Source organism: Patulibacter defluvii (genome assembly GCF_034096925.1).
GTDB lineage: Bacteria > Actinomycetota > Thermoleophilia > Solirubrobacterales > Solirubrobacteraceae > Patulibacter > Patulibacter defluvii.
Map to the genome: position 1 here is coordinate 17,837 of NZ_JAWZSQ010000023.1, position 26,522 is coordinate 44,358.

General features: G+C 71.4%; 32 protein-coding genes and 1 tRNA gene. All 33 read left to right on the top strand.

Annotation, left to right across the window (positions count from 1 at the left end; translation table 11 throughout):
• Positions 1 to 7: 7 nt before the first annotated feature.
• The 33 genes from SH587_RS19660 (at position 8) to SH587_RS19820 (ending at position 26,474) form a co-directional block, all read left to right on the top strand.
• Entirely contained in the window at positions 8 to 556 is a 549-nt protein-coding gene (locus SH587_RS19660) for a hypothetical protein (RefSeq protein WP_320672357.1), read from the top strand.
• Complete coding sequence (gene tas / locus SH587_RS19665) at positions 553 to 1,296, top strand: TIGR-Tas system RNA-guided endonuclease (RefSeq protein WP_320672358.1); 744 nt, start codon at positions 553 to 555, stop codon at positions 1,294 to 1,296. The genes SH587_RS19660 and tas overlap by 4 nt, the downstream gene beginning before the upstream one ends.
• On the top strand, positions 1,293 to 1,475 hold the full coding sequence (locus SH587_RS19670) for a hypothetical protein (RefSeq protein ID WP_320672359.1): 183 nt from the start codon (positions 1,293 to 1,295) through the stop codon (positions 1,473 to 1,475). The genes tas and SH587_RS19670 overlap by 4 nt, the downstream gene beginning before the upstream one ends.
• Positions 1,472 to 2,164, top strand: coding sequence for a hypothetical protein (locus SH587_RS19675; RefSeq protein WP_320672360.1), 693 nt, complete (start codon positions 1,472 to 1,474; stop codon positions 2,162 to 2,164). Before SH587_RS19670 ends, SH587_RS19675 begins: the two co-directional genes overlap by 4 nt.
• Positions 2,164 to 2,691 (top strand): hypothetical protein, encoded by a 528-nt coding sequence (locus SH587_RS19680; RefSeq protein ID WP_320672361.1) that lies wholly within the window; start codon positions 2,164 to 2,166, stop codon positions 2,689 to 2,691. Before SH587_RS19675 ends, SH587_RS19680 begins: the two co-directional genes overlap by 1 nt.
• The gene (locus SH587_RS19685) at positions 2,691 to 2,957 is read left to right on the top strand and encodes a hypothetical protein (protein ID WP_320672362.1); all 267 of its coding nucleotides are present in this window, start codon (positions 2,691 to 2,693) and stop codon (positions 2,955 to 2,957) included. The genes SH587_RS19680 and SH587_RS19685 overlap by 1 nt, the downstream gene beginning before the upstream one ends.
• Positions 2,947 to 3,288, top strand: a complete 342-nt coding sequence (locus SH587_RS19690) for a hypothetical protein (protein WP_320672363.1) — start codon at positions 2,947 to 2,949, stop codon at positions 3,286 to 3,288. Before SH587_RS19685 ends, SH587_RS19690 begins: the two co-directional genes overlap by 11 nt.
• Entirely contained in the window at positions 3,285 to 3,626 is a 342-nt protein-coding gene (locus SH587_RS19695) for a hypothetical protein (protein WP_320672364.1), read from the top strand. Before SH587_RS19690 ends, SH587_RS19695 begins: the two co-directional genes overlap by 4 nt.
• Before the next feature lie 161 nt (positions 3,627 to 3,787).
• Positions 3,788 to 4,228: a hypothetical protein gene (locus tag SH587_RS19700; protein ID WP_320672365.1), complete on the top strand. Its 441-nt coding sequence runs from the start codon at positions 3,788 to 3,790 to the stop codon at positions 4,226 to 4,228.
• Positions 4,225 to 4,827 (top strand): hypothetical protein, encoded by a 603-nt coding sequence (locus SH587_RS19705; protein ID WP_320672366.1) that lies wholly within the window; start codon positions 4,225 to 4,227, stop codon positions 4,825 to 4,827. Before SH587_RS19700 ends, SH587_RS19705 begins: the two co-directional genes overlap by 4 nt.
• Positions 4,828 to 5,228: 401 nt before the next feature.
• Positions 5,229 to 5,300 (top strand) — tRNA-Met (locus SH587_RS19710).
• Between the two features lie 151 nt (positions 5,301 to 5,451).
• The gene (locus SH587_RS19715; RefSeq protein WP_320672367.1) at positions 5,452 to 5,736 is read left to right on the top strand and encodes a hypothetical protein; all 285 of its coding nucleotides are present in this window, start codon (positions 5,452 to 5,454) and stop codon (positions 5,734 to 5,736) included.
• Positions 5,737 to 5,839: 103 nt separating this feature from the next.
• Complete coding sequence (locus SH587_RS19720; protein ID WP_320672368.1) at positions 5,840 to 6,295, top strand: hypothetical protein; 456 nt, start codon at positions 5,840 to 5,842, stop codon at positions 6,293 to 6,295.
• A complete protein-coding gene (locus tag SH587_RS19725; protein ID WP_320672369.1) occupies positions 6,292 to 6,486 on the top strand; it encodes a hypothetical protein in 195 nt (64 codons plus the stop codon). The genes SH587_RS19720 and SH587_RS19725 overlap by 4 nt, the downstream gene beginning before the upstream one ends.
• Positions 6,487 to 6,488: 2 nt before the next feature.
• A complete protein-coding gene (locus SH587_RS19730; protein WP_320672370.1) occupies positions 6,489 to 6,740 on the top strand; it encodes a hypothetical protein in 252 nt (83 codons plus the stop codon).
• The gene (locus SH587_RS19735) at positions 6,737 to 7,072 is read left to right on the top strand and encodes a hypothetical protein (RefSeq protein WP_320672371.1); all 336 of its coding nucleotides are present in this window, start codon (positions 6,737 to 6,739) and stop codon (positions 7,070 to 7,072) included. Before SH587_RS19730 ends, SH587_RS19735 begins: the two co-directional genes overlap by 4 nt.
• Before the next feature lie 339 nt (positions 7,073 to 7,411).
• Entirely contained in the window at positions 7,412 to 7,849 is a 438-nt protein-coding gene (locus SH587_RS19740; protein ID WP_320672372.1) for a hypothetical protein, read from the top strand.
• A 61-nt stretch (positions 7,850 to 7,910) separates the two neighbouring features.
• Positions 7,911 to 9,287 carry a terminase large subunit domain-containing protein gene (locus tag SH587_RS19745; protein WP_320672373.1) on the top strand — a complete coding sequence of 459 codons (1,377 nt, stop codon included), beginning with the start codon at positions 7,911 to 7,913 and terminating at the stop codon, positions 9,285 to 9,287.
• A 10-nt stretch (positions 9,288 to 9,297) separates the two neighbouring features.
• Positions 9,298 to 9,477, top strand: a complete 180-nt coding sequence (locus SH587_RS19750; RefSeq protein WP_320672374.1) for a hypothetical protein — start codon at positions 9,298 to 9,300, stop codon at positions 9,475 to 9,477.
• Positions 9,474 to 10,706: a phage portal protein gene (locus SH587_RS19755; protein ID WP_320672375.1), complete on the top strand. Its 1,233-nt coding sequence runs from the start codon at positions 9,474 to 9,476 to the stop codon at positions 10,704 to 10,706. Before SH587_RS19750 ends, SH587_RS19755 begins: the two co-directional genes overlap by 4 nt.
• Positions 10,703 to 11,482 carry an HK97 family phage prohead protease gene (locus tag SH587_RS19760; protein ID WP_320672376.1) on the top strand — a complete coding sequence of 260 codons (780 nt, stop codon included), beginning with the start codon at positions 10,703 to 10,705 and terminating at the stop codon, positions 11,480 to 11,482. Before SH587_RS19755 ends, SH587_RS19760 begins: the two co-directional genes overlap by 4 nt.
• Positions 11,483 to 11,493: 11 nt before the next feature.
• Entirely contained in the window at positions 11,494 to 12,708 is a 1,215-nt protein-coding gene (locus tag SH587_RS19765) for a phage major capsid protein (RefSeq protein ID WP_320672377.1), read from the top strand.
• 82 nt (positions 12,709 to 12,790) lie between these two features.
• Entirely contained in the window at positions 12,791 to 12,967 is a 177-nt protein-coding gene (locus SH587_RS19770; protein WP_320672378.1) for a hypothetical protein, read from the top strand.
• Positions 12,967 to 13,788, top strand: coding sequence for a hypothetical protein (locus SH587_RS19775; RefSeq protein WP_320672379.1), 822 nt, complete (start codon positions 12,967 to 12,969; stop codon positions 13,786 to 13,788). The genes SH587_RS19770 and SH587_RS19775 overlap by 1 nt, the downstream gene beginning before the upstream one ends.
• Positions 13,785 to 14,240, top strand: coding sequence for a hypothetical protein (locus tag SH587_RS19780; RefSeq protein WP_320672380.1), 456 nt, complete (start codon positions 13,785 to 13,787; stop codon positions 14,238 to 14,240). Before SH587_RS19775 ends, SH587_RS19780 begins: the two co-directional genes overlap by 4 nt.
• A gap of 2 nt (positions 14,241 to 14,242) precedes the next feature.
• Positions 14,243 to 14,461, top strand: coding sequence for a hypothetical protein (locus tag SH587_RS19785; RefSeq protein WP_320672381.1), 219 nt, complete (start codon positions 14,243 to 14,245; stop codon positions 14,459 to 14,461).
• A 72-nt stretch (positions 14,462 to 14,533) separates the two neighbouring features.
• Complete coding sequence (locus SH587_RS19790; protein WP_320672382.1) at positions 14,534 to 15,523, top strand: phage tail tube protein; 990 nt, start codon at positions 14,534 to 14,536, stop codon at positions 15,521 to 15,523.
• A 3-nt stretch (positions 15,524 to 15,526) separates the two neighbouring features.
• Positions 15,527 to 16,042, top strand: coding sequence for a hypothetical protein (locus SH587_RS19795; protein WP_320672383.1), 516 nt, complete (start codon positions 15,527 to 15,529; stop codon positions 16,040 to 16,042).
• 102 nt (positions 16,043 to 16,144) lie between these two features.
• Positions 16,145 to 16,495, top strand: a complete 351-nt coding sequence (locus tag SH587_RS19800; protein WP_320672384.1) for a hypothetical protein — start codon at positions 16,145 to 16,147, stop codon at positions 16,493 to 16,495.
• Between the two features lie 163 nt (positions 16,496 to 16,658).
• Complete coding sequence (locus SH587_RS19805; protein WP_320672385.1) at positions 16,659 to 22,457, top strand: phage tail tape measure protein; 5,799 nt, start codon at positions 16,659 to 16,661, stop codon at positions 22,455 to 22,457.
• Positions 22,457 to 24,499: a hypothetical protein gene (locus SH587_RS19810; RefSeq protein WP_320672386.1), complete on the top strand. Its 2,043-nt coding sequence runs from the start codon at positions 22,457 to 22,459 to the stop codon at positions 24,497 to 24,499. Before SH587_RS19805 ends, SH587_RS19810 begins: the two co-directional genes overlap by 1 nt.
• A complete protein-coding gene (locus SH587_RS19815) occupies positions 24,496 to 24,777 on the top strand; it encodes a hypothetical protein (protein WP_320672387.1) in 282 nt (93 codons plus the stop codon). The genes SH587_RS19810 and SH587_RS19815 overlap by 4 nt, the downstream gene beginning before the upstream one ends.
• Positions 24,774 to 26,474, top strand: a complete 1,701-nt coding sequence (locus tag SH587_RS19820) for a hypothetical protein (RefSeq protein ID WP_320672388.1) — start codon at positions 24,774 to 24,776, stop codon at positions 26,472 to 26,474. The genes SH587_RS19815 and SH587_RS19820 overlap by 4 nt, the downstream gene beginning before the upstream one ends.
• The last annotated feature ends 48 nt before the right edge of the window (positions 26,475 to 26,522 follow it).

Sequence of the window (26,522 nt, forward strand, 5' to 3'; positions counted from 1 at the left end):
GGACACGATGACGGAGAAGAACGAGACAGCGGAGCACGATCCGCGCCACTACGCGTTCGCCGAGGCGGTGTTCGAGGCGTCGGCGATCCTCGCTGGCGACCGCTGCGAGGTGGAGGGCTGCGCCGGCTGCACCGATGAGGTCGAGCAGGCGTTGGCGATCCTTCGCCCCGCCCTCGCCGCGGCCACGCTGGAAACCGTGGATTCCACACCGGCGGCCGTTCCGAAGGCGGAGCGCTCGCGAAGGCGGTCGCCGGCACGAAGCGCGGACGCCCCTTCCGCGCCTGTCTCGGCGCGCTGGACGCAGGCCGCCGAGTTGCAGGGCGCGGGCCGCCTCCTCGACGTCGTCATCGCCACACGCCGCGGCGACCTGCCGTTGCGCGACTGCACGATGTCCGACCTCGTGAACGCAGGCCGTGACGCGCTGCGAACTGCCCAGGATCTCTCGGCGATCGTCGCTGAGATGCGGCGGCGCAACGTCGCGACCGTCGCCGAGCTTGGCGAGTCCGGCGTACGTGCGGCGCTGGCCCATGAAGCCCGCCTGGAGGTCGCATCGTGAGCGCCCTCGCCCCCGATCTTCCCGCCAGCCTCCTACGATGCGATACCCATACAGCCCCCGCTGGCGGGAACCACCTTCCGCAGGGCCATTCTGAAACCGACGCCCAGGCCGACCGCGCCCCGCGGAACGGCCAGCACGACGCCCTGCTGCTCGTGCTGGCCGACCACCTCGACGACCTGGAGGCGCAGCGGATCGCAACAGCGAACCGCCTCCGCGCCCTAGTGACTGACAAGGGCATGGCCGGTACGGCTCCGGCCGTCCGCCTCGCCGCGCTGCTGGACCACCTCGCCGCGCTGGAGCACCAGGCCGCCCTGGACCTCCGCCGGGCGATGCGCACCCACCCGCTCGCCGGCTGGGTGGCCGTCACCGTGGGTGTCGGTGAGAGGCAGGCGGCCCGGCTGCTGGCCGCGATCGGATGGCCGACGGCTGGTCGCCCGAACCCGGCGAAGCTGTGGCAGTACTGCGGCCACGGCGACCCGGCTCGCTCGCGCCGCCAGCGCGGCGCCCGCATCGCCTACTCCCCCACGGCGAAGGTCCGGACCCGGCTGATCGCCGAGAGCTGCATGAAGCAGCGCTCCAGCCCTTACCGAGCCGTGTACGACGCGGAGCGGGAACGCTGGGCAGACCGCGAGACCACCGACGCGCACAAGCACAGCCACGCCCTGCGCGTGGTCGGCAAGCGGGTCCTGCTGGACCTCTGGCGCGAGGCCCACCGCATCGACCTGGAGGCCACCGCATGACCGCCACCTCCCCTGATCCGGTCGACGTCTGCCGCTGGGCGTTGCAGCGCATCCGCGACGTGACAGACCGCCGGTCGGCGACGTACCGCCACACCGGCGCGATGAACGCCGCCGACGTCGCCCACCAGACCGCGGTCGACGCGCTGCGACGCCTGCCCGACGAAGAGGGGAACCGTTGACCGCCTCGATCCACACCACGCCCGAGATCGCCCACCGCATGGCCAAGGGCACCGTCCGCCAGCACCGGGCACGTCTGCGCCAGCCCGCTGCCGGTCGCCCGCTCGAGTATCCCTATCGGCCGGGCCGCAGCTACACCGTCGTCCCCGCCGGCAAGGACGCGATCTGCCGCGTCGCCGTCACCGACGTGACGGTCCGCCAGGTCGGCGATCTCCAGCCCGACGACCTCGACCGGCTCGGCCACCGCCGCGGCGGACGCGCGTCGTTCGCGAGGCACTGGCTCGGCTCCGATGCGCCCGACGACGACGCCGAACTGCTGGCGCGGTTCGATCGCTACTACGCCGGCCGGACGTGCTGGGTGGTGACGATCGAGCCGGACCCGACCGCCGCGGGCACGTTGCTGCACCGCGATCCCGCCCGCAACTACACGTCCCAGCTCGCGCTGGCAGCACAGGGCGAGCCGGAGGCGATGATCGACCACGTCCCCCGGTGGGCGACGAGCAACGCCCAGGCGAAGCGCGAACAGCAGATCGCCGACGCCGAGCTAGCCCTCGCATCCCTACGGGCCTCGCTTGCCCGCCTTGACCGGATTCCGGGCCTGGACGCCCGGACGGACCGGCGCGTGATCGAGCGCAGGATCGAGTCCATCGAGCGCAAGCTCGCGAACCGCAACGAGAAGGAGGCGTGCTGATGGCACTCGACGAGACAACGGCCGGAATCCTGCGACTCACCAGCGCGGCGGAGCAGTCGACCATAGACGTGCATCTGCCGATCCCGCTAGCGACGCTGGGGCGCATCAGCGAGGCCCTAGGCGACTCGTGGAGCATGGCCCACCTGTCGCCCGATCGGGCGACCTTGGTCGCCCGCCACGCGCTCGTGACGTACATGAGCCACCTCTCTGAGGCGCGGTTCTCCGCTGCCTGGATGGACGGGTGGGAGCACGAGTGCCGCTCCCAGGTGACGCCGGCCGAGCGGGTCATCCTGCTCCACCTAGAGGCGGCTGCCGGATGGTGGCCGACGTCGCCCGACGACGCGGCGCGTTACCGCGACAGCAGCACGCTGTTCGCGGACCTCGAGGATGATCCAGCAGTCGGGGCAGCGGCCCCCGGTCAGGGTCCGCAAGGCCACTCCGATCCCCGCGGCCACGCCGGCGTCTGCCGCCACGAGGGCGGCGGAGCCTTCCCGACCGTCCGCGACTTCCGCGACGAGGCTTCCTGATGCTCGTCGTCGCCCTCCGGCTGCTCGTCGCGGTGGCTCTCGCCGTCCTCTCGGTCGCTGCCGACAGCATCGTCTGCCTGGTCGGCGCCTCGATGTGGTTCCTGCTCGTCGGCGTCGAGTTCGCCGAGCGCTACGGGCCTACAACGGCGTCGATCACGCTCTCGCGCGCCAACGCCCTGGAGCTCGCCGACGCGCTTCGGACGGCGGCGCTGGCGGTCAACTCGGACGAGCCCATGACGATGAAGGTGGTGGGCAGTGGCCGCTGATCGCCCCTCAGAGCTTGCCCTGACCCTCTCGGCGCTCCCGTCCTCAGGCCACTCCGGGTGGATCACGGCCGACGAGATAGCGGCCCGCCTTGCGCTGCTCGGCTTCCGCCGCACGGCCCAGCAGCTCTCGCCGCTCCTACGCCAGATGTGCGAGGTCGAGTGCCCGTGGCTGGAACGGCGCACGTCCTCCGGACCGTGGCTGTACCGCGTCACGGGATACGGCAAGACCGACGTCCGCAACCGGCTCCGCGAGACGGAGCGGGTGTGGTCATACGAGGAAGGGAACGAGATGCTGCGGAAGTTGCTCGCCAACCGCCAGGAGGACACATGAGCACCCTCGTCATCGTCCTGCTGGCGGTCGCCTACACCGCGGTCGGCGCGGGCTTCACCCGTGCGACCGCCGGCCACCTCGCCTACGCGTGGCGCAACACGGAGCACGCGAGGGACCGCGTGCGCTACCCGGCCATCACGCCGAAGACCCCGCCGCCACCAAGCAACGACCAGTGGATCGGCGGCCTGCTGGTCGGACTGCTCGTCGGCGTGATCTGGCCCCTCGTCCCGCTCGCGCTCCTGCCCACGTTCAAGGTCGGCGCGGAGCGACGCGAGCTGGAGCGCCGCCAGGCCGAGCGGATCGCCGACCTAGAGCGCCAGCTCGGCGTGGAACGATGAGCATGTGAGCGACAAGCCGCTGCCCCCTCTCGACCTGAGCGGCGTCCAGACGCTCTCGACAATCAGGCGCGTGTGCAATAGCGTGGCGCGTAGTCGCTCGCTTGCGCGTTACGAGCGGGCGGCGCCCCGTCACCTGTCCCTAAGCACCGAAAGGACCGGAAGTGGCCCTGTCGCTTTCCCGGATGCCGCGGCGCGCCACCAGCAGCCTGCTGGCCGCCGCCGTCACCGTCTCCCTGGGCGTATCCGCTCTCGCTGCCGACCGCGCATCAGCCGTTGAGTGGTACTACGGCCCCGTCACCCTCCTGCCGTACTCGGCCGACCTGCCGGCGTTCCTCACCGACGCCCTGACCGACGAGCCCCACAGCGTCCGCCGCGGCAAGTGGACCTCCGGCAACGGCCACTCGACCCGCATCAGCTACAACTGGCCGTCCAACTACCTGATCTTCGAGAACACGGACAACATCCCCGCGCATTCGACGACGTCCAAGCACTTCACCACCGCGCACCCGGGCTACTTCGGCCCCTCTGGCGTCTACGTCCACATGCGCGCCCGGAACCTCGGCCCGAACACGATCACGCCGCGCGGAAAGGCCCTCCTGTGACCGCCCACATCAACGGCCGTCGCCTCGGGGCCGCCCTCGCGGTCGTCGCCGCAGTGGCCGTCGCCCTGATCCTCTTGATGTCGAACTCCGCCCAGTCCGAGCCGAACGGCAACGCCGACCCCGCTACCCCGCTCGGCAAGGTGGCCGCCCTCAAGACCGCCCCGACACTCACCCGGGCGCCCGGCGAGGGCGAAGCCAGCTACGCCCCGAGTGAGGTCCGCAAGGTCGCGGCCGTCGTCAGCGCCGCCGAGATCCCGCTGCCGCCCGGCCTCAACACCGCCTCCACCATCCCGTGGGACCGCCAGGCCGGCGCGATCGGCTACCGCCAGTTGCCCGACTCCGAGGTCCGGCGGCTCCTCCAGACCAACGCCCTGTTCGACTGGCTCTGGTACGCCGCCCACAACGACCTCACCGCCGAGCAGCGCGAGATCGTGCTGAGCATCCCGTCCTGGCCGGCGTTCCGCGACTCGGCCGTCCGCGGCCACTTCGAGGACGCGATCGACCGGATCGCCGTCAAGGGTGACCGCAAGTTCGGCGAGGACTTCACCGCCAAGCTGTTCCCCGAGAAGGGCCACCCGCCCGCCCCCACCGGCTGGTAGCAGCCCCTCACCTTGCAGGTCCGCCCGGTAGCGTCCGGCGGACCTGTCATGGTTGCTCGAACAGCGGCCCCGGATGCGTCTGGACCCGGCCGCTGAGACCCCTCTGGATGGCCGGCCCATATCCCCGGCGCCCCCCGGGGTGTACTCCTAGTACGCCCTAGACCAGACAGGGTCTCCCCCACGTTCGGGACACCCTGCGCTCCTTCTCCCGCCGGGCCTCCCTGACGACCGGGCCCGCCGGTGTTCTCCACCGGCGTTCAACTAGGCGGGCCTGTTGCTGCCGACGATCCCTCGGGATTCGCCGGCCCCCTCGGACGACGACACCGGGCAGGTGTTCTCGCTCCACAGCGCAGCCTCCGGCCGGTCATCGACCCCTGCCGGCCGGAGGCGCGCACCACCTGAGCAGGGTGGGCCAGAGGAACGGCCGCCGGCCCCATAAGCCGGAGACCCGGGTTCGACCCCCGGCCCTGCCACTCGGCGTCAAGCCCGAACCGACGGGCCGACCCATCCGCGACGACGGATGGCCCGAGGCAGAGCGCGGGCAGCACCCGCCGACCTCGACGCCGACCACTTCCCGCGGACAGACCGCGGGACCCCTCCACCCCTCTCTACCGGGAGAGAACGATGTCCACATCCGACAACGCCGCCTGCGCCAGCAGCGACGACTGCTGCGCAGCCCGGACGTTCCAAGCGCTGACAAGCTTCCCAGGCAGACTGCTGGAGAGCATGCTGCCGGAGCGCGAGCAGGAGGCTCAGGAGTGCCGCCAGTGGGCCGCGCTCCTGAACAACACCGCAGAGGGCTGCGTGGTCGCGATCGCCCGCCTGGCTGACCGCAAGGACCAGCCGGCCCCCAGCACCATCCGCGTGGACGTCGTCGGCGACACGTCCCGGGTCGAGAAGTCGTCATGACCTGGCTCGACCACGTCCGCGGCTGGCTGTTCCGGCGCCAGCGCACGACCCGCCCCACCCCGACCGGTACGACGCCCTCGGGGCGCGGCCTCATCTACTGACCATGGCCACGACCGACGCCGGCGAGGCGACCGACGGCAAGCCCGCGGTCGACCTCGTGACCGCCCTCCAGGACTACAAGTCCCTACGCGGCGCGTACGACCTCCACCCGACGGCCGTCCCATACAACGACCAGGGGCGCGTCCTCTGCGGCCTCGCCTCCGGTCGCCTCGTGCTCGCGGCGCCGACAGAACGACGTCCCGTCGTCGGCATGGAGGACGTGAGCATCGAGTCGAAGACCGCCGTCCTCGAGGACCGGGACCCGGACCGCGACCGCGTCCTCCTCTGGCAGCTCTTCCTCCACGACTGGATCTCCCCGTACGGCATCACGCCCCCCGGGCGCATCGCCGCAATCCGGTACGTCGAGGCCGTCGACATGCGGACCCGGCAGACCATCAGCCAGATCCAGGAGCACAGCCGCGAGGTCGCTCCTCCTCCGCCACCGGAGAGCTGGCGATGACGCTCTACTGGTTCAAGGCCGACGTCACCTGGGAAAACCCGAAGGCCGCCAGGTGCGCGGCCCGGACGACCCGAGAAGGCAAGGAGCGAACCGTGCGCCGGGTCGAGATCCGAGAGGCCAAGATCGCTTGCGAGTTCGTCTCGGTCGCGCGCTCGGCCGCCAGGTCCGTCGTCAGCGCCACTGACGCATAGCGATGGCCTCCACCCCGAACGTCTCCCTGCGGATCATCACCGTCCCGATGCTCGACACCGGCATCGGCCACGAGGCCGGCTACGCCAACGACGCCGAGCTGATCGCCGCAGCCGAGGCTGAACGTCAGCAGTGGACGCTGACGGAGCGAGCACTCGCCGACGCGGTCGCTGCCGAGATCGACCGCCTGTGGCTCACGGGCGAGCAGCGCTCAACGCCACCGACAGCCCCACAGTGCACCAGGAGCGAGCCGTGACCGAGACCGACGAACGCAGTGCGACCCGGGCAGCTCTCGTCGAGTACGCCGAGAGCTGCGGCGGCACACTCCGCCCCGACCAGCATCCGAACAACGCGCAGGGCCTCATCCTCTGCGGCATCCTGTCCGGCCGCCTCACGCTCTACACCGCAGAGGCCGCCGTCGAACCGTTCCCGTGCGACCCGACGCCACGGGACCGCGCCCACGACCGGACGGTCCTCTACCAGCTCTGGATGCACGACTGGATCGACCTGAATCCAGGCGGCGTCACCGACGCTGGTCGCCTCGCCGCGAAGCGCTGGCTCGCAAGCTTGCAGGGTCCGACCTTTTAGGAATCGGGCCCCGATGCCACCCCGGCATCGACGTTTCTCCCCCCGAGCGATTTCGACACCGGAACGCCCCCCGATGGCCCGCTCTGCTGACCACTCCCGCCGGTACGGACCTGCCCACCGGCGCCTGCGCCGGTCGTTCGCCGCTGCGGTCGCTGCTGGCTCGGTGCTGTGTGCGCGGTGCGGCGAGCTGATCGAGCCGGGCACGCCGTGGGACCTCGGTCACGACGACGACGACCCGTCGCGGTACTCGGGGCCCGAGCACGCGGCGTGCAACCGAGCGACGATGACCCACGCCCGTCAGCGGGCGGAGAGTCGCGGGCCTCGGACGTCGAGGGTCTGGTGACCGGCGTCCCGGAGTGTCCGTACGACCTCGCTGAGGCTGGCGCGGCGTGGTGGGCGTGGGCGTGGTCGACGCCGGCGGCCAAGACGTGGGACGGAGGCGCGCTCTACACCGCGGCCCGTCGTGCGCGGCTGGAGGACGTGGCGGCGCTGCTGGAGCTGGCGGACGACCTTGACCTGCTGCCGGACCTGCTGGCCGGCGCCGTCCCGGAGGCCATCTCCCGGGTGCGGTTCGCGATCCGACAGCTCGCCGCTGCGGCGACCGGGATCACCGGCCTGTCGCGGGAGATGCGCGAGCTGGAGACCCAGCTCGGTCTCGGGCCGCGGGCGTCGAGGGATCTCGGCGTCAAGGCCGAGGTCGAGACCCCGAAGAAGAGTGGCCTTGACCAGCTCGCCGAGCGTCGCGCCCAGCGTCTTGCTGGGGCATCAGGAACCTAGGATCTGCTCGGTCCCGGCCTACACGTCGTCGGCCGGCCAGGAGGCAATCGAGCTGGCCGCGTTGGCTGGCCTGAACCTCGATCCGTGGCAGCAGCTCCTGCTCGGCCACTCGCTCGGCGAGAAGGCCGACGGCACGTGGGCAGCGCAGGAGGTCGGCGCGGTCGTCGCGCGACAGAACGGCAAGGGCGGCGCTCTGGAGGGCCGCGAGCTGGCCGGCCTGTACCTCCTGGGCGAGAAGGACATCGTCCACTCGGCGCACCTGTTCGACACGGCGTTGGAGGCGATGGAGCGCCTGCTCGTCTGGATCGAGTCCACACCGGACCTCGACCAGAAGGTCAAGCGCGTCGTGCGCACGAACGGCAAGGAGCGGATCGTCCTGAAGGACGGCGCTCGCATCCGGTTCCGGGCGCGGACGAAGGGCGGCGGCCGCGGGTTCACCGGCGACTGCCTCGTCCTGGACGAGGCCATGATCCTGCCGGAGGTCACGATCGGCTCGCTGATGCCGACGCTGTCGGCCAGGCCGAACACCCAGGTCTGGTACACCGGCTCAGCCGTCGACCAGCAAGTCCACGAGCACGGCAAGGTCTTCGCCCGCGTCCGTGACCGCGGCCTTCGCGGCGACGACCCGGGCCTCCTCTTCATCGAGTTCTCGCCCCCCGGATTCGACGGGCCGGACGAGGTCACCGCCAAGCAGGCGGCTGACCCCGAGCTGTGGGCGTACGCGAACCCGGGTCTCGGCATCCGGATCAAGCCGGAGTCGATCGAGCGCGAGCGTCGAGCGATGGCATCCCGCACGTTCGCGGTCGAGCGGCTGTCGATCGGCGACTGGCCCGACCCGGACGACGACGGCGACGACGCGATCTCCAAGGACGATTGGGAGGCGTGCGAGGACCCGAAGTCCAAGCTGTGCAACCCCGTCCGGATCGCGCTCGACGTCCGGCCGAACCGTCGCCACTCGTCACTGGTGGCCGCCGGCTACAACAAGGCCGGCAAGCCGCACGTCGAGCTGATCGAGCGCCGCCCCCAGACATCGTGGGTCGTGGAGCGAGCCGGCGAGCTGCTGAAGAAGCATCGGGCCGGGAAGCTCCTGATCGTCGCGCGGTCTCCTGCGGCCTCGCTGATCCCCGATCTGGAGGAGGCGTCGGTCCCCTACGAGGAGATCGACGCCGCCGAGTACGGCGACGCCTGCGGCCGGTTCCTCGACGCCGCGCAGGAGACCAAGGTCGTGCACACCGGCCATGGCGAACTCCAGGCCGCCGCCCTCGGCGCCCGGCTGCGATCCGCCGGCGACACCCCGGTCTGGTCGCGCAAGTCCTCCGCCGTCGACATCTCCCCCATCGTCGCCGCCACGGTCGCGTTCCACGCCGCCACCAAGGGCGGACGCCGCTCGGTGTACGAGCGCCGCGACCTCGTCGTCCTCGGTGACGACGACGACTGACCCCCTCTTCATGACCCTCACCATCTGGAACGGCATCGGCGCGCTGCTGCTCGTCGTCGGATCTCTCGCGCTCGCGTACGGGGCGTTCCTCCTCTACGCCCCGGCAGGCGTCTTGGTCGGGGGCGCGGAGTGCGTTGCGCTCGGCGCGCTGATGCTGGCGGAGACGTCGTCGAAGGGCGGCAGCTCGTGACGATCCTCCGCGCGCTCGCGCCGCGGCACGAGGAACGCGGCCGGGTCATCGGCGACGGCAACGACCCGGCCCTCCTGGGCGCTTCCCCGTCGGGCCGGTTCGGGTTCTCCGACGAGGCGGCGCTGGCCGTGACGGCGTTCTACGCGGGCGTGTCGCTGATCGCTGAGACGTGCGCCATGGTGCCGATGGAGATCCGCCACGAGTCGCCATCGGGCGAGATCACGCGTGACCGGACGTCGCGCCTGGCGACGATCTTCGGCGAGGAGATCAACCCCGAGCAGAACACGGGCGAGGTCATCGAGTTCTGTGCCGCGTCGATCAAGATGCGCGGCAGCGCCTACCTGTGGAGGCTGCGCACCCCGGACGGCCGGTTCAACGGCTACGTCCCGGTTGCGCCCCAGCGGGTGCAGCCGTTCCGCAACCGCGACGGCGAGCTGCGCTACCTCGTCAGCGAGGACCGCGACTCGCAGGGCGACATCGCCGGCACGACGCGGGACATCCTCCACATCCGCGGCACCAACCAGGGCGGGCTGCGCCCTTGGTCGCCGATCGAGGTCCAGCGTGACCTGCTGCGTCGCTCCCGCAGCGAGGCCGAGTACCAGCAGTCGGTCCTGGACCAGGGCGTCCGTCCGTCCGGGGTTCTGACCGCTCCCGAGGAGCTGTCCGACGAGGCGATCGAGCGCCTGTCGAAGCGCTGGAACGCCGCGAACGCCGGCTACCGCAAGGGCGGCAAGACGGTGCTGCTGGAGGGCGGGGTCACCTGGCAGCAGGTCTCGCTCTCGGCGGCCGATGCGCAGTTCCTCGAGCAGCGACAGTTCTCGCGTCAGGAGATGGCGATGATGCTGCGCCTGCCGGCAGGGGTGTTGCTGGCCGACACCGGCGGGACGCTGCATTACACGTCGGCCTCGATGGACCTCCAGTGGCTCGCGCAGTACTCCATTGCGCCGGTCCTGAGCCGGATCTGTCGCGCGATCGCCTGGGACCCGGAGGTGCCGTGGCGCTCCGCTGTGGCCAAGCCGGGGCGCACCTTCCCGGCGTTCAACCTCGACGCGCTCTCGGACGCCGATCCGACGACACGCGCGCAGAACCACGTGCTGTTTCGGCAATCCGGGATCACCACCGCCAACGAGCGCCGCCTGCTGGAGGGCCTGCCTCCGATCGAGGGCGGCGACGTACTGCCTCCGGTCAAGCCGGGCGGCGAAGTCAGCGTCACGGAGCCCAAGGGATGACCCACTTCGACCTGCGCGACCTCCCGGCCACCGCCGCGGAGATGCGCTCCCGCGAACGGCTGCTGGTGCCGGAGTTCCGGACCGTCGACCTCGCGGAGGTCCGTGCCACCGTCGAGAACGGCGTCGTGCGCGCCGGCGGCCTGGCGATCGTCTTCGACTCGCCGTCCGTCGACATGGGCGGCTGGTACGAGGTCATCAAGCGCGGCTCGCTGCGCAAGCTGCTCCGGACCCGCCCCGACACACGGCTCCTCGTCAACCACGACGGCCTGCCGCTCGGCCGGACGGTGCCCGGAACGCTGGAGATCGAGGAGATCGCTCGCGGCCTCTCCTGGGAGGCCGAGTTCCCCGACACCCAGCTCGCGCGCGATGTCGCCGTCCTGCTGGAGCGGGGCGACCTGGACCAGATGTCGTTCCGGTTCCAGGTGGCCGCCGGAGGCGCTACCTGGACCACGGAGAGCGACGGGCGCGAGCGCCGCGACGTGACCGAGATCTCCCATCTGCCGGAGATCTCGATCGTGACCTTCCCGGCCTACGAGGCCAGCACTGCCGGACTGCGGTCCGACACCACCCGCGAAGACGAGGACGCCGAGCAGCTTGCCGGCGGCGAGGGGCGCGAGGCCCCGGATGCCGCCGACTCGGGCACGGCGGACCGCTCGATCGCCGACGCGGACGACGCCAACGATGGGGTGGCCGACGAGGAGTCGGCCGCAGCGATTCGACGGCTTGCCATCGCCCGCCGCCAACTGGCGGCACGGCGCCTGAACTACCCCCGTTAGGGAGGCAACCCATGTCGTCGACCCTGTCGACCACCCGCACCTCCGATCTGCTGGAGGAGCGCGCTCGCCTGCACGGCGAGCTGAAGGACCAGGTCCGCGCGGCCGAGGAGGCCGGTGAGGGCTTCTCGGCCGAGGATCTGGCGAGCTACAACCAGCGCGGCGAGCGCCTCGACCGGCTCGACGCCGAGATCTCGGCCCGCAACCGCGTGGCGAAGCTGGACGAGCAGGCGCGCAACGATGCCGCCGACGCCGCGAAGCTGACCCGCGAGCAGGCCAAGGCGGAGGACGAGACCCTTCGCGCCGCGCTCAACACCGATGAGTACCGCGACGCGCTGACCGCGTTCGCGTGCGGCCGCGAGCTGGACGACGAGCAGCGCTCGACGCTGAACGTCGGCACCGACGGCGAGGGCGGCTACGCCGTCCCGGAGGAGTGGGGCTCCCTGCGCGAGCCGCTTCAGCAGGCCGCCAAGCTCCGCGGCCTTTCCGAGGTGCTGACGACCGCCACCGGCGGCGACCTCCACATCCCGTTCGTCTCGGCCGACGCCGCTGAGCCGGGCATCGTCGCCGAGCAGACCACGATCCCCGACGACGCCGAGGAGTTCGACGAGGTCATCCTGCGGGCCTACAAGGTCCCGCAGATCGTCAAGGGCTCCGAGGAGATGGTCCAGGACGCCCTGTTCGACGTGCCGGCATTCGTAGGCCGGCGTCTCGGGTTCCGGCTCGGGATCAAGGCCGACAAGCTGTACACGATCGGCACTGGCACCAACCAGCCGCAGGGCATCTTCGTCGGCTCCGCGGTCGGCGTCGCCGCCGCTCCGGCGGTCGGGTACGACCAGCTCATCGACCTGTACCACTCGGTCGCCGAGCAGTACCGCGACGGGGCCGTGTTCATGATGCACGACCTCACCGTCGCGGCCCTGCGCAAGATCAAGGACACCACCGGCCGTCCGCTGTGGGAGCCCTCGGTCCAGGCGGGCGAGCCGCCGCGGATCATCGGCGTTCCGACGATCACGAGCCAGTTCGCCCCGCAGATGGGTGCCGGCAGCCGGTCGGTCCTGTTCGGGAACCCGGCCCTCGGGTTCACGATCCGCGACGTCCTCGGCGTCACGATCAAGTACCTGGACCAGCGGTACGCCGACAACGACCAGCTGGCCTGGCGCGGCAAGCTGCGCACGGACTCCAAGGTCACCGACCAGAACGCCCTGAAGGTGCTCGTCCAGGCGTAGTTCCCATGGTCGTCGCCTCGCTTCGCGGCGGGGCGACGACCGGCCCCCTTCCATCCACCCACTCTCCCTCTGGAGCGCACGCATGCCCAAGGTGAAGCTGACCGCTGGCGCGATCGTGGACAACCAGGTCCGCGACGCCGGCCACGTCTTCGAGGTCACCGGCGAGCAGGCCGAGAAGATGATCGCCGACGGCCAGGCCGAACTCGTCCGCGCCGCCGGTGGCAAGGGCCGCCGCGGGACCGAGACCGCCGACGCCTGATGCTCGCCGCCGCCGGACAGCCGTTCGAGGTCGTCCGGTCGTTCCGCGACATCGACGGCGCCGCCGTCGACCCGTCCCCGGCACCGACCGCCACCGTCTCCCTGAACGGCGCCCCCGCCGCCACGGCGACGGTGCGGTCACTGGCCGAACCCGGCCTGTTCGGCGCACGAGTCCCGGCGGCGATGCTCTCGTCGCTCGGCCAGGTGACCGTGGTCTGGTCGTGGTCTGACGACGGCGACGCGATGACCGCCGAGGACGTCGTGGACGTCACCACAGTCCCGGTCTGCACGATCTCCGACATCGAGGCGCTGCCGGCCAGCGAGTCCCGGATCTACCCGGCCGGCCGGCTGATGCTGTACGCGATCTCGGTCGCGACGTCCCAGTTCGAGGTGGCCACCAACGAGACGTTCAGTCCGCGCCAGGCGACCGACCTAGTGTCGGCGCGCTACCCGAAGGTGCGGGTGCCACGGCCCACCACGATCGTCGCGATCTCCCGCGATGGCGTCCCGATCGCTGACCTCACCGGCGTGAGCGTCGACCCTGACACCGGGGTCATCTACGGGCTGCCTCCCGCCTACCAGCCTGCCACGTGGGAGATCACGGTCCGCTACGGCATGGACCGGCCCCCCGCCGACGTGACCCGCGCTGTCGCGATCCTCGCCTCCTCGATCGCGGTCGCCGGCCCGTGGGACGACCGCGGCGTCGCGCTGCTCGGCGACATGCCCGCCCGCATGCTGACCGCCGGCGTCGGCCGCACCAAGTTCTCGATCCCCGAGGTCGAGGCGGCCGCCCGCCGCTACCGCGTTCCCACCATCGCATGAGCACCCCACGCGAGATCCGCGCAGCGCTCGTTCGCGCGATCACGGAGACGATCGACGACTGCCGTGTCTTCGACGGCCCGCCCGCTGGCGACCAGCCGCCTTTCGAGGCGGTCTGGATCGAGCGCAAGCACTCCGCAACGTTCGAGCCGCGCGCGCTCGGTGGCCAGCCGTGGGGCCGGGAGCAGCACCTCCGGTTCCACGTCAAGGTCGCCGCGTACCGCGAGGCCCCGTCCCACGACGTCGCGCACGCGGCGGCATCCGAGCGTGTCGACGACCTCGTCCACCGCATCGAGTGGGACGCGATCGGCCGCAACCAGACGCTGTTCGACACCTGCACCGACGCCTACGTCGTCGAGACCGACACCGACGACGTCGCCGAGCCCAGCGGCTGGGAGGTCCACTGCGACCTCACCGTCGCTGTCCGCCAGCTCCCCTCGATCCCAGGACTCTGACCATGGCTAACCCGAAGACCAAGACCGTCACCTACACCGGCTCTCACGACTTCGTGGAGGTCGCCGGCCACCCCGAGGCGATCGTCCGCGGCAAGCCGACAAAGATCGACGCCGCCCTCGCGGACGGCCTGCACGGCAAGGACTGGAAGATCGGTCCCGTCACGGCCGATCCCGACCCCGCTCCGGACCACACCCCGGAGCCGAAGACGACGGGCAAGTAGCCCGCCTCACCCGTTCGAGCGCGGCGTTCCGGGCCGCAGCGCGACACCACACCACCAAGGAACCACACCACCATGGCTCTCGCTAGTGGTCTCGGCGCGCAGCTCGGAATCGCGCTCGAGACGGCCCCGGGCACCTACCAGGCCCCCTCCTCCTGCCTCACCCTCCTCAACGAGACGCTGAAGGAGAAGAAGGACAAGGTCAAGCTGAAGGGGCTCCGCCCCGACGTTCTGGTCCAGCAGGACGGACTCCACCTCGACACGACCCGCCACGTCGAGGGCGACATCGTCCCCATCCCCCTCTCCAAGGGCCTCGGGAAGATCTTCACCCTCCTCAACGGCCTGACGCCGACCCCGACCGGGGCGGGCACCGCCAAGACGTGGACCTTCCCGATCGGCACGTCCGCGCCCGACGGCAAGTCCGCGACGCTCCAGGTCGGGGTCCCCGGCACCGACGGGGTGACGCAGGCCAAGAGCGTGATCGGCTGCGTCATCAGCTCCCTGACGCTGTCGATGGAGCGCGGCGGCGCGCTCCAGATGACGGCGAACGTCTGGGGCGCCGACATGCTGACCGAGGAGCCGCTGGTCACCGCGGTCTACCCGGCCGGCGCTGAGGCGTTCGGGTTCCGCGGCTCGGTCCTCCAGTTCGACGACGCGGCGATCGGGTCGTGCGTCCGCTCCATCTCGATCACGTTCACGTTCCCGAAGGCCACCGATCGTTTCTGCCTCAACGGTTCCGGGACGGCGCTGACGCCGATCACCAACGACCAGATCACGGTCACCGGCAACTTCGAGTTCGAGTTCTCCAACGGCTGGACCCAGGTCGACGCGTTCCGCGACTCCACCCGCCGCAAGCTGACGCTGACCAACACGGCGCTGACCGAGATCGAGACGGGCATCAAGCCCCAGATCAACGTCGAGATCCCGAAGTTCGTCGTGATCGACGACGCGACCCCGGTGGTCGCCGGCCCGGACCTCGTCACGATGACGGGCCAGTTCGAGGCCGTCGCCGGGACGGCGCCGGCGGCGACGATCACGTACGTCACCACCGACACGGCCCTGTAGACCATGGCGCGCGGCCTGGTCCAGGTCCAAGGGCTGGCCGAGACCCGCCGCGCGCTGCGTGACCTCGGGCGGGCGACCGGCCGCGAGTTCGACCGCGAAGGCCGCCGGATCGCGGTCAAGGTCCGCGACGTCGCCTCGAGCAACACGCCGAAGCTGACCGGCACCGCGGCCCGCTCGTGGAAGGTCTCCTCGACCTACCGCGGGATCGCGGTGCGGTCGACGCTGGAGTACATCGGCCAGATCGAGCGCGGCTCCCAGGTCTGGCTGCGCCGCGGCCTGCCATACGCCGCCGGCCTCTCGGGCCCGCGGTCGGCGGCGGGGCGTCGCGGAGCGCTCGCGATGCGCCAGGTGCCGGCACCTCCCGGCCCCAACGGCCAGGCGCGCGTCGTCAACGAGGCGCGCTACCTACGCCCCCGCCTTCGGCCGCTGAACCAGGCGGCCACCACCCTTGCCCCGCAGATCGGGCGCGACGTCGACCGGATGGTCGACCGCCTGATCGCCAAGCACGGCCTCGGCTGAGCACCCGCGGGGCGCCCCACGTGGGGCGGGAGGAGCCCGGACCTCCCGCCCTGCGACCACCTCTCCGGGCGCACCACCAACCCCCTACCGGGAGGGACCGCCGTGTCCACCACATTCGTCGTGCGAGCGACGATCAAGAACGAGACCTACGAACTCGACTTCGGGTCGCTGACCGGCCTGGAGCGCATCGAAGCCAAGCGCATCCTGGGCGTCGACCAGTTCGAGTTCGGGCAGCTCCTCAACGACGAGATCGGCGCCTACGTCATCGCCTACCTCGCCGCCAAGCGCGTGCGTCCCAACCTGTCGCCCGACGACGTCCTGAGCCTGCCGGCCCGGGACCTCTCGATCGACTTCGGCCTGGGCGACGGTGAGGAGAAGGACCCTTTCTCGCCCTCCGCGACGAAGGCGTCCCCCGCGAAGCGGTCCGCCTCGAAGCCCTCCTCCGCGGAGTAGTCGACGCCCGCCGGCTCTGGACGCCCGACTGGGCCGCCCTGTTCGGCCTGCACCCCTGGCACCTGCCGCGCATGACCCCGATCGAGGTCGAGGCGTGCGCGCGCCAGATCGCCGAGCGCCGCGGCGCCGGCGACCCCTCCTCCCCCTCCTCTGACGAATCCTGATGGCTCGCGAAGTCAAGGTCACCATCGTTGGCGACGTCTCGCGGTTCGAGGCGGCGCTCGGCCGCGCGGATCGCGGACTGGACCGGCTCGGCACGTCCGCCCGCCGGGCGCAGCAGGTGCTGGCGACCGCGCTCGCGGGCGGTGCGCTCATCAGCGGCGCCGACAAGCTGATTAGCACCTTCGCGCAGTACGACACCGCGCTGCGTGAGGTCGGCGCGGTCTCGGGCGCCAGCGCGGCGCAGCTCCAGAAGATGGGCGAGATCGCCCGCACCACCGGACTCCAGACAGGTGTCGGCGCGACCTCGGCGACGCAGGCCATGGGTGAGCTGGCCAAGGCCGGTCTCAGCGTCGGCCAGGTCGGCCCCGCCCTGAAGGGGACCCTCGCACTCGCGCAGGCCGGCAGTCTCGGCGCCGCGGAGGCCGCGTCTGCCGCGGCGAACGCGATGCAGACGTTCGGCCTGCGCGCGCAGGACACCGGCCGCGTCGCCGACGCGTTCGCGAACGCGGCGAACCTCACGACCGCCGACGTCGGTCATTTCGCTCAGGCGCTCGAGCAGGGAGGCGCGGCGGCGAAGCTCGTCGGCCTCGACTTCAAGAACACCACGCTGATCCTGACCGAGCTGGCCCGGATCGGCATCAAGGGCAGCGACGCCGGAACGTCGCTCAAGTCGGCGTTCCTCCAGATCGCGAACCCGACCAAGAAGGCCGCGGCCGCGATGGAGGACTACCACCTGTCCTTCTTCAAGGGCAACGGCAAGGTCAAGGACGCCGCCGACATCAGCGAGATGCTGCGCAAGCGTCTTGGTGGCCTGAACCAGCAGCAGCGCACCGCGGTCCTCCAGACGATCGCCGGCACCGACGGGTTCCGGACGTTCGCCGCGATGATGCGCGTCTCCGGCAAGGAGTCCGACGAGCTGATGAAGCAGCTCACCCGCCAGGGTTCGGCGGCGGAGACCGCGGCGAAGAAGAACGCCGGGTTCGAGGGCTCGATGCGGAAGCTGAAGGCCGCCGCCCAGGAGTTGGGCATCAGCCTCGGCGACGAGTTCGCGCCCGACATTGCCCGGTTCGCCGACAAGCTGACCAAGCTCGCGGCGGACCCGGCGTTCAAGAGCGAGTTCGTCGCGACGTTCCGCTCCGGCGTCAACGTCACCAAGGACTTCATCGACACGATGAAGCCGGCGGTCGCGATCGTGGGCGACGCCGTCGACTTCTTCGCCAAGCTGCCCGGCCCGGTCAAGGAGACCGCGATCCAGCTCGGCGCGCTGTCGCTCGTCGCGTCCCGGTTGCAGGGCCCGCTCGGCCTGGTCGGCGCCTCCGGTGCGGTCGGCAAGCTCCGCAACGAGCTCCGCAGCGTCCCCGCGGACGCCCGCAAGGCTCAGGCCGCGCTGGCCACCACCCAGGTCGCGGCGACCCGCACCGCGACCGCTGGCCGGCCCGGGTCGGCACGCAACCCGTTCCTGATGCCCGCGGCCAGTGCGGCGGACCTCTCCGGCGCCGCCCGGACGGACGCGGTCCTGTTCCGCCGCCAGCAGGCAGCGGCGCAGCGACTTGCCGACCAGGAACTGGCCCGTCAGCGGTCGTTCAACGCGCGGGTTCAGCGGCTCCGCGAGTCGACGCTGTCGAAGCTCTCCGCGAACCGGCGCGGCCTCGCTGGCGGCGCCGCGCTGGGCGGTCTCGGCGGCGGCCTGCTGTCCGACGGCGACCCCGTCCAGGGTGCCCTATCCGGCGCGGCTCTCGGTTCCGCTGGCGGTCCGCTGGGAGCCGCCGCGGGTGCGCTCGCTGGTGCCGGGGTCACGGCGCTGGTGAAGGCGTTCAAGGGTGCCGACGCCGAACGGGCGAAGAAGGCCGCCGCAGACTTCGCGCGCCGGGTCGCGGGCGACACGGACGCAGCGCTCGCCACCGGGCTGCGGCCCAACGATGCGCGGCTGGCTGCCGACGCGACAGCACGACTGAATGCGGGCCGCCAGGCCGTCGCGGAGTACCGCCGCGGCTCCCAGCTCATCCGCACCGGCGACACGCAGTCCGAGGCCAACCGCGGCGCCGACCTCCAGCGCGAAGCCCGCCGCCGCGCCCAGGCCGCCCAGCTCGATCTGGACGCCCTGCTGAAGGGCGACTCCAACAACTTCAAGCGCGCCGGGGAGCAGGCGCTGGCCGCGTTCCGGTCGGGGCTCGCCAGCTCCAAGGGGAAGCCCGGGAAGGCGTCCTGGACGTTCCAGGACTTCCGGGCGCTCCTTGCCGACGCGCCGCGCGAGGCACAACAGAAGGGCGCGGACTCGATGATCCGCTTCGCCCGCGAGATGGAGAAGGGCGGCAACCTCCCGAAGGGGAGCGTGCGCCGGCTGGTCAAGGCACTCGGGCGGGAGTTCGACGGCCTCACTCCCATGGTCGGCAAGACCGTGGCGGACACCTCCCGCCAGGTCGACCGGGGCATCAACTTCGAGAAGATCGTCCGCGACGCCAACGTCTTCGTGGGGCGCGTGTCGGACCAGTTCAGCGGCCTGCCTCGCGTCGTCGTCAGGTCCCTTCCTGGCGCCGCTGCCGCCCTCCGCGACCAGCTCGACCGGCTGGGCGCAATCATCGAGAACGACGATCCTTCCACCAAGCTCTACAAGGCGGCGAAGAGGTCGCTTCCACGCGTCCGGCAGGAGTACCGGACCGTCCTGCGCGCGCTCGGCTCACAGATGGGTGGGTCGGAGAAGGACGCGGAGTCCTGGGCGCGGCGGACCGCCAGCGCGGCCCGCCGCGCTGGCAGCGGCGCAACGGACGTCAACAAGCTTCGCGATGCGGTCGACAAGCTCAACGCCAAGCTGCTGGACGGCGAGACCGCCGCGCGGCGGGTCGAGCGGGCGTGGCGCGACGCTGGCGCCTCGGCGAAGCTGGCCGAAGCCGCAGGGTCCGCGGTCGGCGGGATCACCGACTTCAGCACCGGCCTGTTCGACGCCAACAAGAAGCGCCGCGGGGGCCTGATCCGCCGCTACGCGACCGGCGGCCTCGTGCCGGCGATGGTGTCGTCGGGCGAGGAGATCGAGTACGGCGGCCGGTCGATGATCGTGCCGGGCCCGCGGGTGGCGGCGGACAACGTGCCGATGATGCTCCCGGCCGGCGCGAAGGTCTGGACCGAGGACTCCCAGATCAAGCGGTCGTTGGGCATCCCGGTCGACGTCAACAACCAGGTGCCGCACTTCTCGCGGGGCGGGTTCGTCTCGACGGCCTACGGGCCGCCGTGGAACAGCATGAACGGGTCGGGGATCACCGCGACCGGCGTCAAGCTCGCGAAGGGCCCGACCGGGAAGCCGGGCCCGTACATCGTCGCGGTCGACCCATCGGTGATCCCGCTGCACTCCAAGCTCGGGATCTGGCCGAACCCGTTCAACTACCGCGGCAAGTTCAGCGCCGAGGACACGGGCGGGGCGATCAAGGGCAACCGGATCGACTTCCTGGACATGATCTCGCGCAAGCACCAGCTTGCGTGGGGCCGCCGCCCGGTCTCGATCGACACGCCGACCAAGGCCGGATCGAAGGGCTACGGCGGCGGCTCGTCCGGCACGAGCGTCACCTACAAGGAGGCGCTGAAGTACGGCCGCTCGCGGACGCGCGGTGGCCTCCTGCCCGACGCGTTCTCCGCCGGCATCGACGCCGTCTCCACCTTCGGCTCGCTGTCCTCCGCTCGGCGGTACGGCAACCCGGCGCTGCCGCAGATCAGCGAGGCGCTGGCATCGCAGGAATACACCAAGGACGTCACGGTCAACATGCCCGGCGTCACGGGCGGGTCGGCAGCGGCCCGTCGTGCCGCCGCTGCGGCTGGTGCCGGGACGACCACCATCGACGGCAAGCCGGTCGCCAACTGGATCGCGAAGATCCTCCTGCGTGCGCGGGACGCTGGCGTGTCGTTCCGCGTCAGCTCGGGGTGGCGGAGCTACGCGGAGCAGAAGCGGATCTACGACTCCGGCGTGCGGCCTGCGGCGAAGCCCGGCACGTCGAACCACGAGGGCTCGAAGTACCCCCGGGGAGCGGTCGACATCGCCGACAGCCAGGCGCCGCTACGGGCGTGGCTGACCCGGAACGGCAACCCGCTCAAGTGGTACGGCCCTGGCGATCGCTACCACTTCTCCGCGACCGGGCATCGCCAGGGCGGGGTCGTCGGATTCGCGAGGGGCGGGCAGGTGCGCAACGGCGCGACGAACGCTCTCCAGGCGCTGTGGGAGGCGTCGCGCGAGTTCTATCCGGGAGCCGGGGCGAAGATGCCGCCGAACCTGTTCCCGAAGAAGGGCTCCGAGGCAGACCTGTTCGTCGGGATGGCCTACAGCCCGGGCGGGTCGAGGAAGGGCCGGACGCTGGTCTGGCCGACGTGGACCCTGGCCGACCTCGCGAACCCGCGGCGGCGTGGCGCCCAGACGATGGGCGAGACCGCGATCCACGAGTGGGCCCACTACTTCCAGGCGCCGGCGGTCATCAACTCGCCGGGCGAGGTGTACAGCGAGGGCGGCGCCCAGGCATTCACGCGCCAGGTCGCCCCGACCGTCTTCGCGCGGCTCGGGCTGCCGTGGTCGGTCTCCGACCGCAAGCAGGACACCTACCTCAAGTACGCCAGCTACGTCACGCACAAGCTCGGGTCGCAGTGGGTCCGCCGCGACCAGTTCGACGACCGTGCCGCCAAGCGCTACCGCTACCCGTCGGTGAAGGGCATCCGCGGCGGCGGCATCGTCGGCCGCTACGCGACCGGTGGTCGCGTAGCGGGCGGGGGGTCGTGGCTGACCGCTCCCGGGTTCGGCCGCGTCCAGTTGACCGCCCCGGATCGGATGCCGCCGGTGTCGCTGCGCTCTCCGCTGGCGGCGGTCCGCAAGGGCGCGGGGCCTGACCAGCTCAAGGCGCTCGACGACGCGATCGGCCTCGCGTCCGAGGCCCGAATCGAGAAGCTGCGCGGCGACCTGCTGAAGGACATCCGCCGCGGCGGCGACAAGCGCACCGTCGCCCGGCTGCAGGCGGCGGTCTCGGTGATCGAGGCTGAGATCGGCGGCCGCCTCCAGCAGCGCCTCCAGTCCGTGATGGGCGAGGGCGGATTCCTGGCCGGCCTCGACAAGGCGAAGGCCAAGCGGATGCTGCACCTCCAACTGGAGGGCTTGGACGAATCGTCCGTTGGCGGTCTCGGCGTGACGGCCAGCTCCGCCGCTGACTTCCTGGCCGGCTACGGCAAGAGCCGCGCGTCGCTGGTCAAGGCGCGCGAGGACGCAAAGCGCCTGATGCGCTCGACGAAGTCGCCAGAGGCACTGCGGTCGCTCGCCGCGAAGGCCGACGAGGCACGCCAGGCCCTCGCCGAGCTGGACGAGCGTCGCGACCAGGCGCTCGTCGACCGCGCGACCGCAGCGCGGGAGCTTCCGCGAGCCCAAGCTGCCGAGCGCCTGTCGGGCTATGACCTGGAGGCCGCCCTCGCCGCGTTGACGGCGGACCCCGCAGACGACGCCGACGTTCTCCGTCGCCGCAGCGCTGCGACCCGGGAGGAGCTGGACAAGGCCATCGCCCGCAAGGACACCGCGGCCCAGCTCGACCTGGCCACCCAACTCAAGGGGCTCCAGGACGCCGTAGAGGCCAACACCCAGGAGCTGCGCGACAGCGAGCAGGCACGGATGGACCTGGACAAGCAGAAGCTGGACCAAGAAGCGAAGTTGCTGCACGCCATCCAGACCCAGGCCAGCGCGCTGCCCGCCGCCCTGGCCGCGTTCGCCAACGTCGGCGTCGGGACGACGTCCTTGGCCGGGCTCGGCACCTCGTTCATCCCCGGCGTCAAGTGGCGGTCCTGATGATCGAGACGTTCACGATCGACCACGGCACACCCGGCGCCCTCGCGCTGTCCACGGACGTCGGCACCTACCAGGTCACCACCTGGTCGGCACCGCCGCCCGAACGGCGACTGGTGACCGCCGACGCCTACGAAGGCTCGATCCTCGACGAGGACGGCTGGCAGAACCGAGAGCTGTCCCTGACCGTGGCCGTCGTCGCCACGACCGACGTGGCGCTCGACGACGCGCTGAGCCCGTTGCTCGAGCGGGTGGCGAAGCTCCAGCGCGAGAAGGGCACCGTGCGCTGGTCCCGTAGCGGCCGGCAGCCGCTCTGGTTCGACGTCGAGACGGCCACGACGCCCGGTCCGACGTTCGACCTGACCTACTACGCCGCGAAGGCGGCAACCGTCGAGCTGAAGCTGACGTGTCGGCCGCTCCTGCGCGGAACCGAGCGGCAGATCGGCACCGGCACCCGCACCGCCGGCCAGCGGTTCCTGACCGTCGCCGACCTCGACGTCCCGGGCGACGTGCCGGCCCTCGCGCGCCTGGAGTACTCCGGCGCGTCGGTGGCCCAGTCGTCGCTGCTCTGGGCGATCGATCAACCCGACGCGACGTCCAAGGCCACAGGCGTGCAGGTCGCCGCGTCCACACTCCAGACGCCGGGCACCATCACGACCCAGGTCGGGTCGCTTTCGCCGCAGATCGTGCGGATGAGCGCGGTCCCGAGCGGCGTGCCGGCCGGGCTCTGGCAGCCCTGCCTCTATCTCCACACGGCCGCCGGGGCACCGATCGGCCTGACGGGCAGCTACCGCGTCCTGGCCCGCGTCTCGTGCGCGTCGACCACGACCCTGCAACTGCGGCTCCGGTGGACTGCCGGACGCGACGCGGTCTCCCTGGCCGAGAACCCGTGGTGGCAGTCGGCGCCGATGACCGACTGGTGGGAGCTGGCCGACCTCGGCACGGTCACGATCCCGCCCGGAAGCGACGGCCTCGACGGCGTCATCGAGCGGGTCACGCCCTACGGGTCCGACACGCACCTCGACCTGCTGCTGTTCGTCCCGGCCGACTGTGCCGGCTCCGCGTACGCCGCGCCGCGAGAGATAGGCGGCACGATCGCCGCCGACTCCATGACCGGCTCCGGCGTTCTCGGCGGATCGGCCGCCGCCATCGGCGGGTCCTGGACCACGCACTCCGGCACCGGCGATCCCGACTTCGCCCGCGGCACCACCGGCGCGACGCGAACGACACCCACCAGCGGGGCAGGGCGGATGGCCGGCATCCCCGTCGGATCGTCCTCCGCCAGGCGCGTGCAGGTGACCGCCGGCTACGCGGAAGCCGTCAACCCCGTGGGCGGCCCGATCTACGGCGCCTTCCTCGCCAGCGACGACGGCTGGAAGAAGATGCGCAACCTGGCCAACACAACGGCGAACGTCTGGGTCGTCGGAGCGTGGCTCGAGTTCCCCAGCCCGCTGGACCAGACGACCGGGATGCGGCTCACGATCCGTCGAACGATCGGGGCCGGCGCCAACGACATCGTCAGCATCCGCCTCGGCCCCACCGTCAGCTACCAGGCCCACCGGATGACGCTCTCCTACGACCCCACGGTCGGGATCGCGACAGCCGAGATGAGCGACGCTACCGGCCGCCGCATCGCGGCCCCAGCGGTCGCGATCGCCGCACCGCCCGCCACGACGTTCGTCGCCGGCCTCGTCGACTTCGGCGCCTACGGCGCCAGCATGACCCACATCGCCGGCACCTACTCCAACTTCGCCGTGGAGCAGGTCCAGCCCGGCGACCGCGCCCTGTACCCCTCACGCACCGCGAGCGTGGCGACCGGAAGGGCCTACCGGCAGGGAGCGACGAGCGGGACCAAGGACCTGATCGCCGCCGCTGACTGGCCGACGCTTCCGCCATCGGGCCGAGATGGCCGCCTCGCGCGGGTGGTGATGGGCACCAGCCGCGACGACATGCGCACGCTCCTGGACTCCTCGCCGGACGACCTGTTCACGGGCAAGGTGTTCGCGACGCCGCGGTACCTCCAGGTCCCGGACGGCGACGCGTGATCGACCACTCCGTCGACCGGTTCGCGATCAGCGCGGACGGCAGCGCCGAGGTGGTCTTGCGCATCCCCGGCCCGGTCCCCGACGAGGTCTCGGGCCTCCTCGTCGCCGAGCATCAGGCGATCGCAGACGGCGACGACCTCACGATCACGAGGCGCTGGCCGAACAGCACCGTCCCACCGCGCCCTGACGATGCGCTCGCTGACGCGGTGGCTACGACCGTCATCTCCTGGGCGGCTCGCCAGTTCGGCGGCGTCGTTGTCGCGGGAGCCACAGCATGAGCGGCGACCCGACACGCCTCCAGGCCTCGATCGTCCACCCCGACGGCTCGTCGACCCGCTGGAGCCGCGACGAGATCGACGAGGGGATGGTCCCCGGCGGGCTCACCCTCACCACCTCTATGCCCGGCGGCTTCAAGTCCGCCGGCGGGCGCCTGGTGCGCAAGCTCTCCCGCAAGGACCGAGAGGGCCCCTTCGACGAGATCACCCTGACCGGCCCCGGCACCGTCGGTCCGGGCCGCACCGTCGCGTGGCAGGGGCGTCTGGACTCGATGGCCCGCACCTCGGAAGGCGGCGGCGCCGCCGCCCCGCAGGCGATTGGCCACTGCGCGATCCTCGACGACTCCAAGTCGTTCACCGGCACCATCGTCGATCGCACCCTCGAGCGGTGGACGCAGCCGGCGATCGAGCGCCGCCAGGCGGTCATGGCCTCCTACAAGGCCCTTGACGGCCAGACCGGCTGGCACGCCTCCCTGGGCCCGATGCTGGCAGTCACGTGTCCCGGCTACCCGTGGACGACCAACGCCGGCCGCTGCTACGTGATGGTCGCTTACGACGCCGGCCCCGGCATGTCGGCCGCGAAGGTCACGTTCAAGCTGGCGCGCCTGAACGCCGCGGTCGCCGTCGGCGACCCGTTCGTCTTCTACGCCGCCGCCGGCGACACCGCGATCCTGTCGTCCGGCTACGACATCCGGACCGACCTCAACACGCTGGCCAACGGGACGTCCACGTCGCTCGTCGGCACCAAGCCGCGGCGGTACTGGGAGTTCGCGTCCTACTACCCCACGGCCCCCGCAGGGTCCAACGACAGCGGCGAGTACGGCTTCTACGTCTACAACCTGGCCGTCCACGGACCGCACGGCCTTCCCGAACGCACCGGCGCCGGCCTCTACCCAGACGGGTCCCCGATCACCGGCTACCTCGCCAGCGACATCCTCGCCTGGGCACTCCCGCAGGCCGCGCCCGGACTGCGGTTCACCACCGGCGCCGCCGGCACGATCCGGCCGACCGACTTCCCGATCCCGCACCTGGTCTTCGACCAGCCCTCCAACGGCGCCGACATCGTCAACGCCGTCAACGGCTACCACCAGTGGGAGTACGCCGTCTGGGAGGACCGCACGTTCCACTTCCACCCGGTCGGCGCCCGAGCGACGACGTGGCGGATGCGGATCGGCGAGCGGTTCCACCTCTCGCCCGAGGGCGACAAGAGCACCAACATCTACACCGGGGTCGTCGTCTCGTTCACCGGACTGGACGGCCTGCGCCACACCGTCGGACCGCCCGGCACCGCCGTCGAGTTCACCGACCCCAGCCTGGCCGACACCAACCCCGGAAACCCGGCCGTCGCCAACAACACGCCACGGATCAAGGACTTCCAGCTCTCCGACCCCACGTCGACCGCTGCCGCAGCCGCGATCGGCCGCGCGTGGCTGATCGACCAGTCCCGCGCCAGCCGCACCGGCACCGCCACCGCGACCGGCATGGTCACCGACGACAACGGCAACGAGCACCCGCCGTGGGCGATCCGGGCGGGCGACCGCCTCGAAGTCCTCGACCGTCCCGACGACCCTCCGCGCACCATCATCGAGACCTCGTACGACCACGCCACCAGGACGATCCAGCTCACCCTGGACAACACCGCCCCGCGCCTCGACGCCATCGTCCAGCGGTTCGGCTCGTCCCTCGTCGGCGTTATCTAGCCCCCGCCACCAGCCACACCCAACCGCCCCGATTCGGGAGGACCACCC

Bases quoted from the DNA above. Each gene is read 5' to 3' on its own strand.
- SH587_RS19660 (WP_320672357.1), top strand. From the start codon at position 8: ATGACGGAGAAGAACGAGACAGCGGAGCACGATCCGCGCCACTACGCG.
- SH587_RS19670 (WP_320672359.1), top strand. From the start codon at position 1,293: ATGACCGCCACCTCCCCTGATCCGGTCGACGTCTGCCGCTGGGCGTTG.
- SH587_RS19680 (WP_320672361.1), top strand. From the start codon at position 2,164: ATGGCACTCGACGAGACAACGGCCGGAATCCTGCGACTCACCAGCGCG.
- SH587_RS19685 (WP_320672362.1), top strand. From the start codon at position 2,691: ATGCTCGTCGTCGCCCTCCGGCTGCTCGTCGCGGTGGCTCTCGCCGTC.
- SH587_RS19695 (WP_320672364.1), top strand. From the start codon at position 3,285: ATGAGCACCCTCGTCATCGTCCTGCTGGCGGTCGCCTACACCGCGGTC.
- SH587_RS19715 (WP_320672367.1), top strand. From the start codon at position 5,452: ATGTCCACATCCGACAACGCCGCCTGCGCCAGCAGCGACGACTGCTGC.
- SH587_RS19720 (WP_320672368.1), top strand. From the start codon at position 5,840: ATGGCCACGACCGACGCCGGCGAGGCGACCGACGGCAAGCCCGCGGTC.
- SH587_RS19725 (WP_320672369.1), top strand. From the start codon at position 6,292: ATGACGCTCTACTGGTTCAAGGCCGACGTCACCTGGGAAAACCCGAAG.
- SH587_RS19730 (WP_320672370.1), top strand. From the start codon at position 6,489: ATGGCCTCCACCCCGAACGTCTCCCTGCGGATCATCACCGTCCCGATG.
- SH587_RS19750 (WP_320672374.1), top strand. From the start codon at position 9,298: ATGACCCTCACCATCTGGAACGGCATCGGCGCGCTGCTGCTCGTCGTC.
- SH587_RS19760 (WP_320672376.1), top strand. From the start codon at position 10,703: ATGACCCACTTCGACCTGCGCGACCTCCCGGCCACCGCCGCGGAGATG.
- SH587_RS19765 (WP_320672377.1), top strand. From the start codon at position 11,494: ATGTCGTCGACCCTGTCGACCACCCGCACCTCCGATCTGCTGGAGGAG.
- SH587_RS19770 (WP_320672378.1), top strand. From the start codon at position 12,791: ATGCCCAAGGTGAAGCTGACCGCTGGCGCGATCGTGGACAACCAGGTC.
- SH587_RS19775 (WP_320672379.1), top strand. From the start codon at position 12,967: ATGCTCGCCGCCGCCGGACAGCCGTTCGAGGTCGTCCGGTCGTTCCGC.
- SH587_RS19780 (WP_320672380.1), top strand. From the start codon at position 13,785: ATGAGCACCCCACGCGAGATCCGCGCAGCGCTCGTTCGCGCGATCACG.
- SH587_RS19785 (WP_320672381.1), top strand. From the start codon at position 14,243: ATGGCTAACCCGAAGACCAAGACCGTCACCTACACCGGCTCTCACGAC.
- SH587_RS19790 (WP_320672382.1), top strand. From the start codon at position 14,534: ATGGCTCTCGCTAGTGGTCTCGGCGCGCAGCTCGGAATCGCGCTCGAG.
- SH587_RS19795 (WP_320672383.1), top strand. From the start codon at position 15,527: ATGGCGCGCGGCCTGGTCCAGGTCCAAGGGCTGGCCGAGACCCGCCGC.
- SH587_RS19805 (WP_320672385.1), top strand. From the start codon at position 16,659: ATGGCTCGCGAAGTCAAGGTCACCATCGTTGGCGACGTCTCGCGGTTC.
- SH587_RS19810 (WP_320672386.1), top strand. From the start codon at position 22,457: ATGATCGAGACGTTCACGATCGACCACGGCACACCCGGCGCCCTCGCG.
- SH587_RS19820 (WP_320672388.1), top strand. From the start codon at position 24,774: ATGAGCGGCGACCCGACACGCCTCCAGGCCTCGATCGTCCACCCCGAC.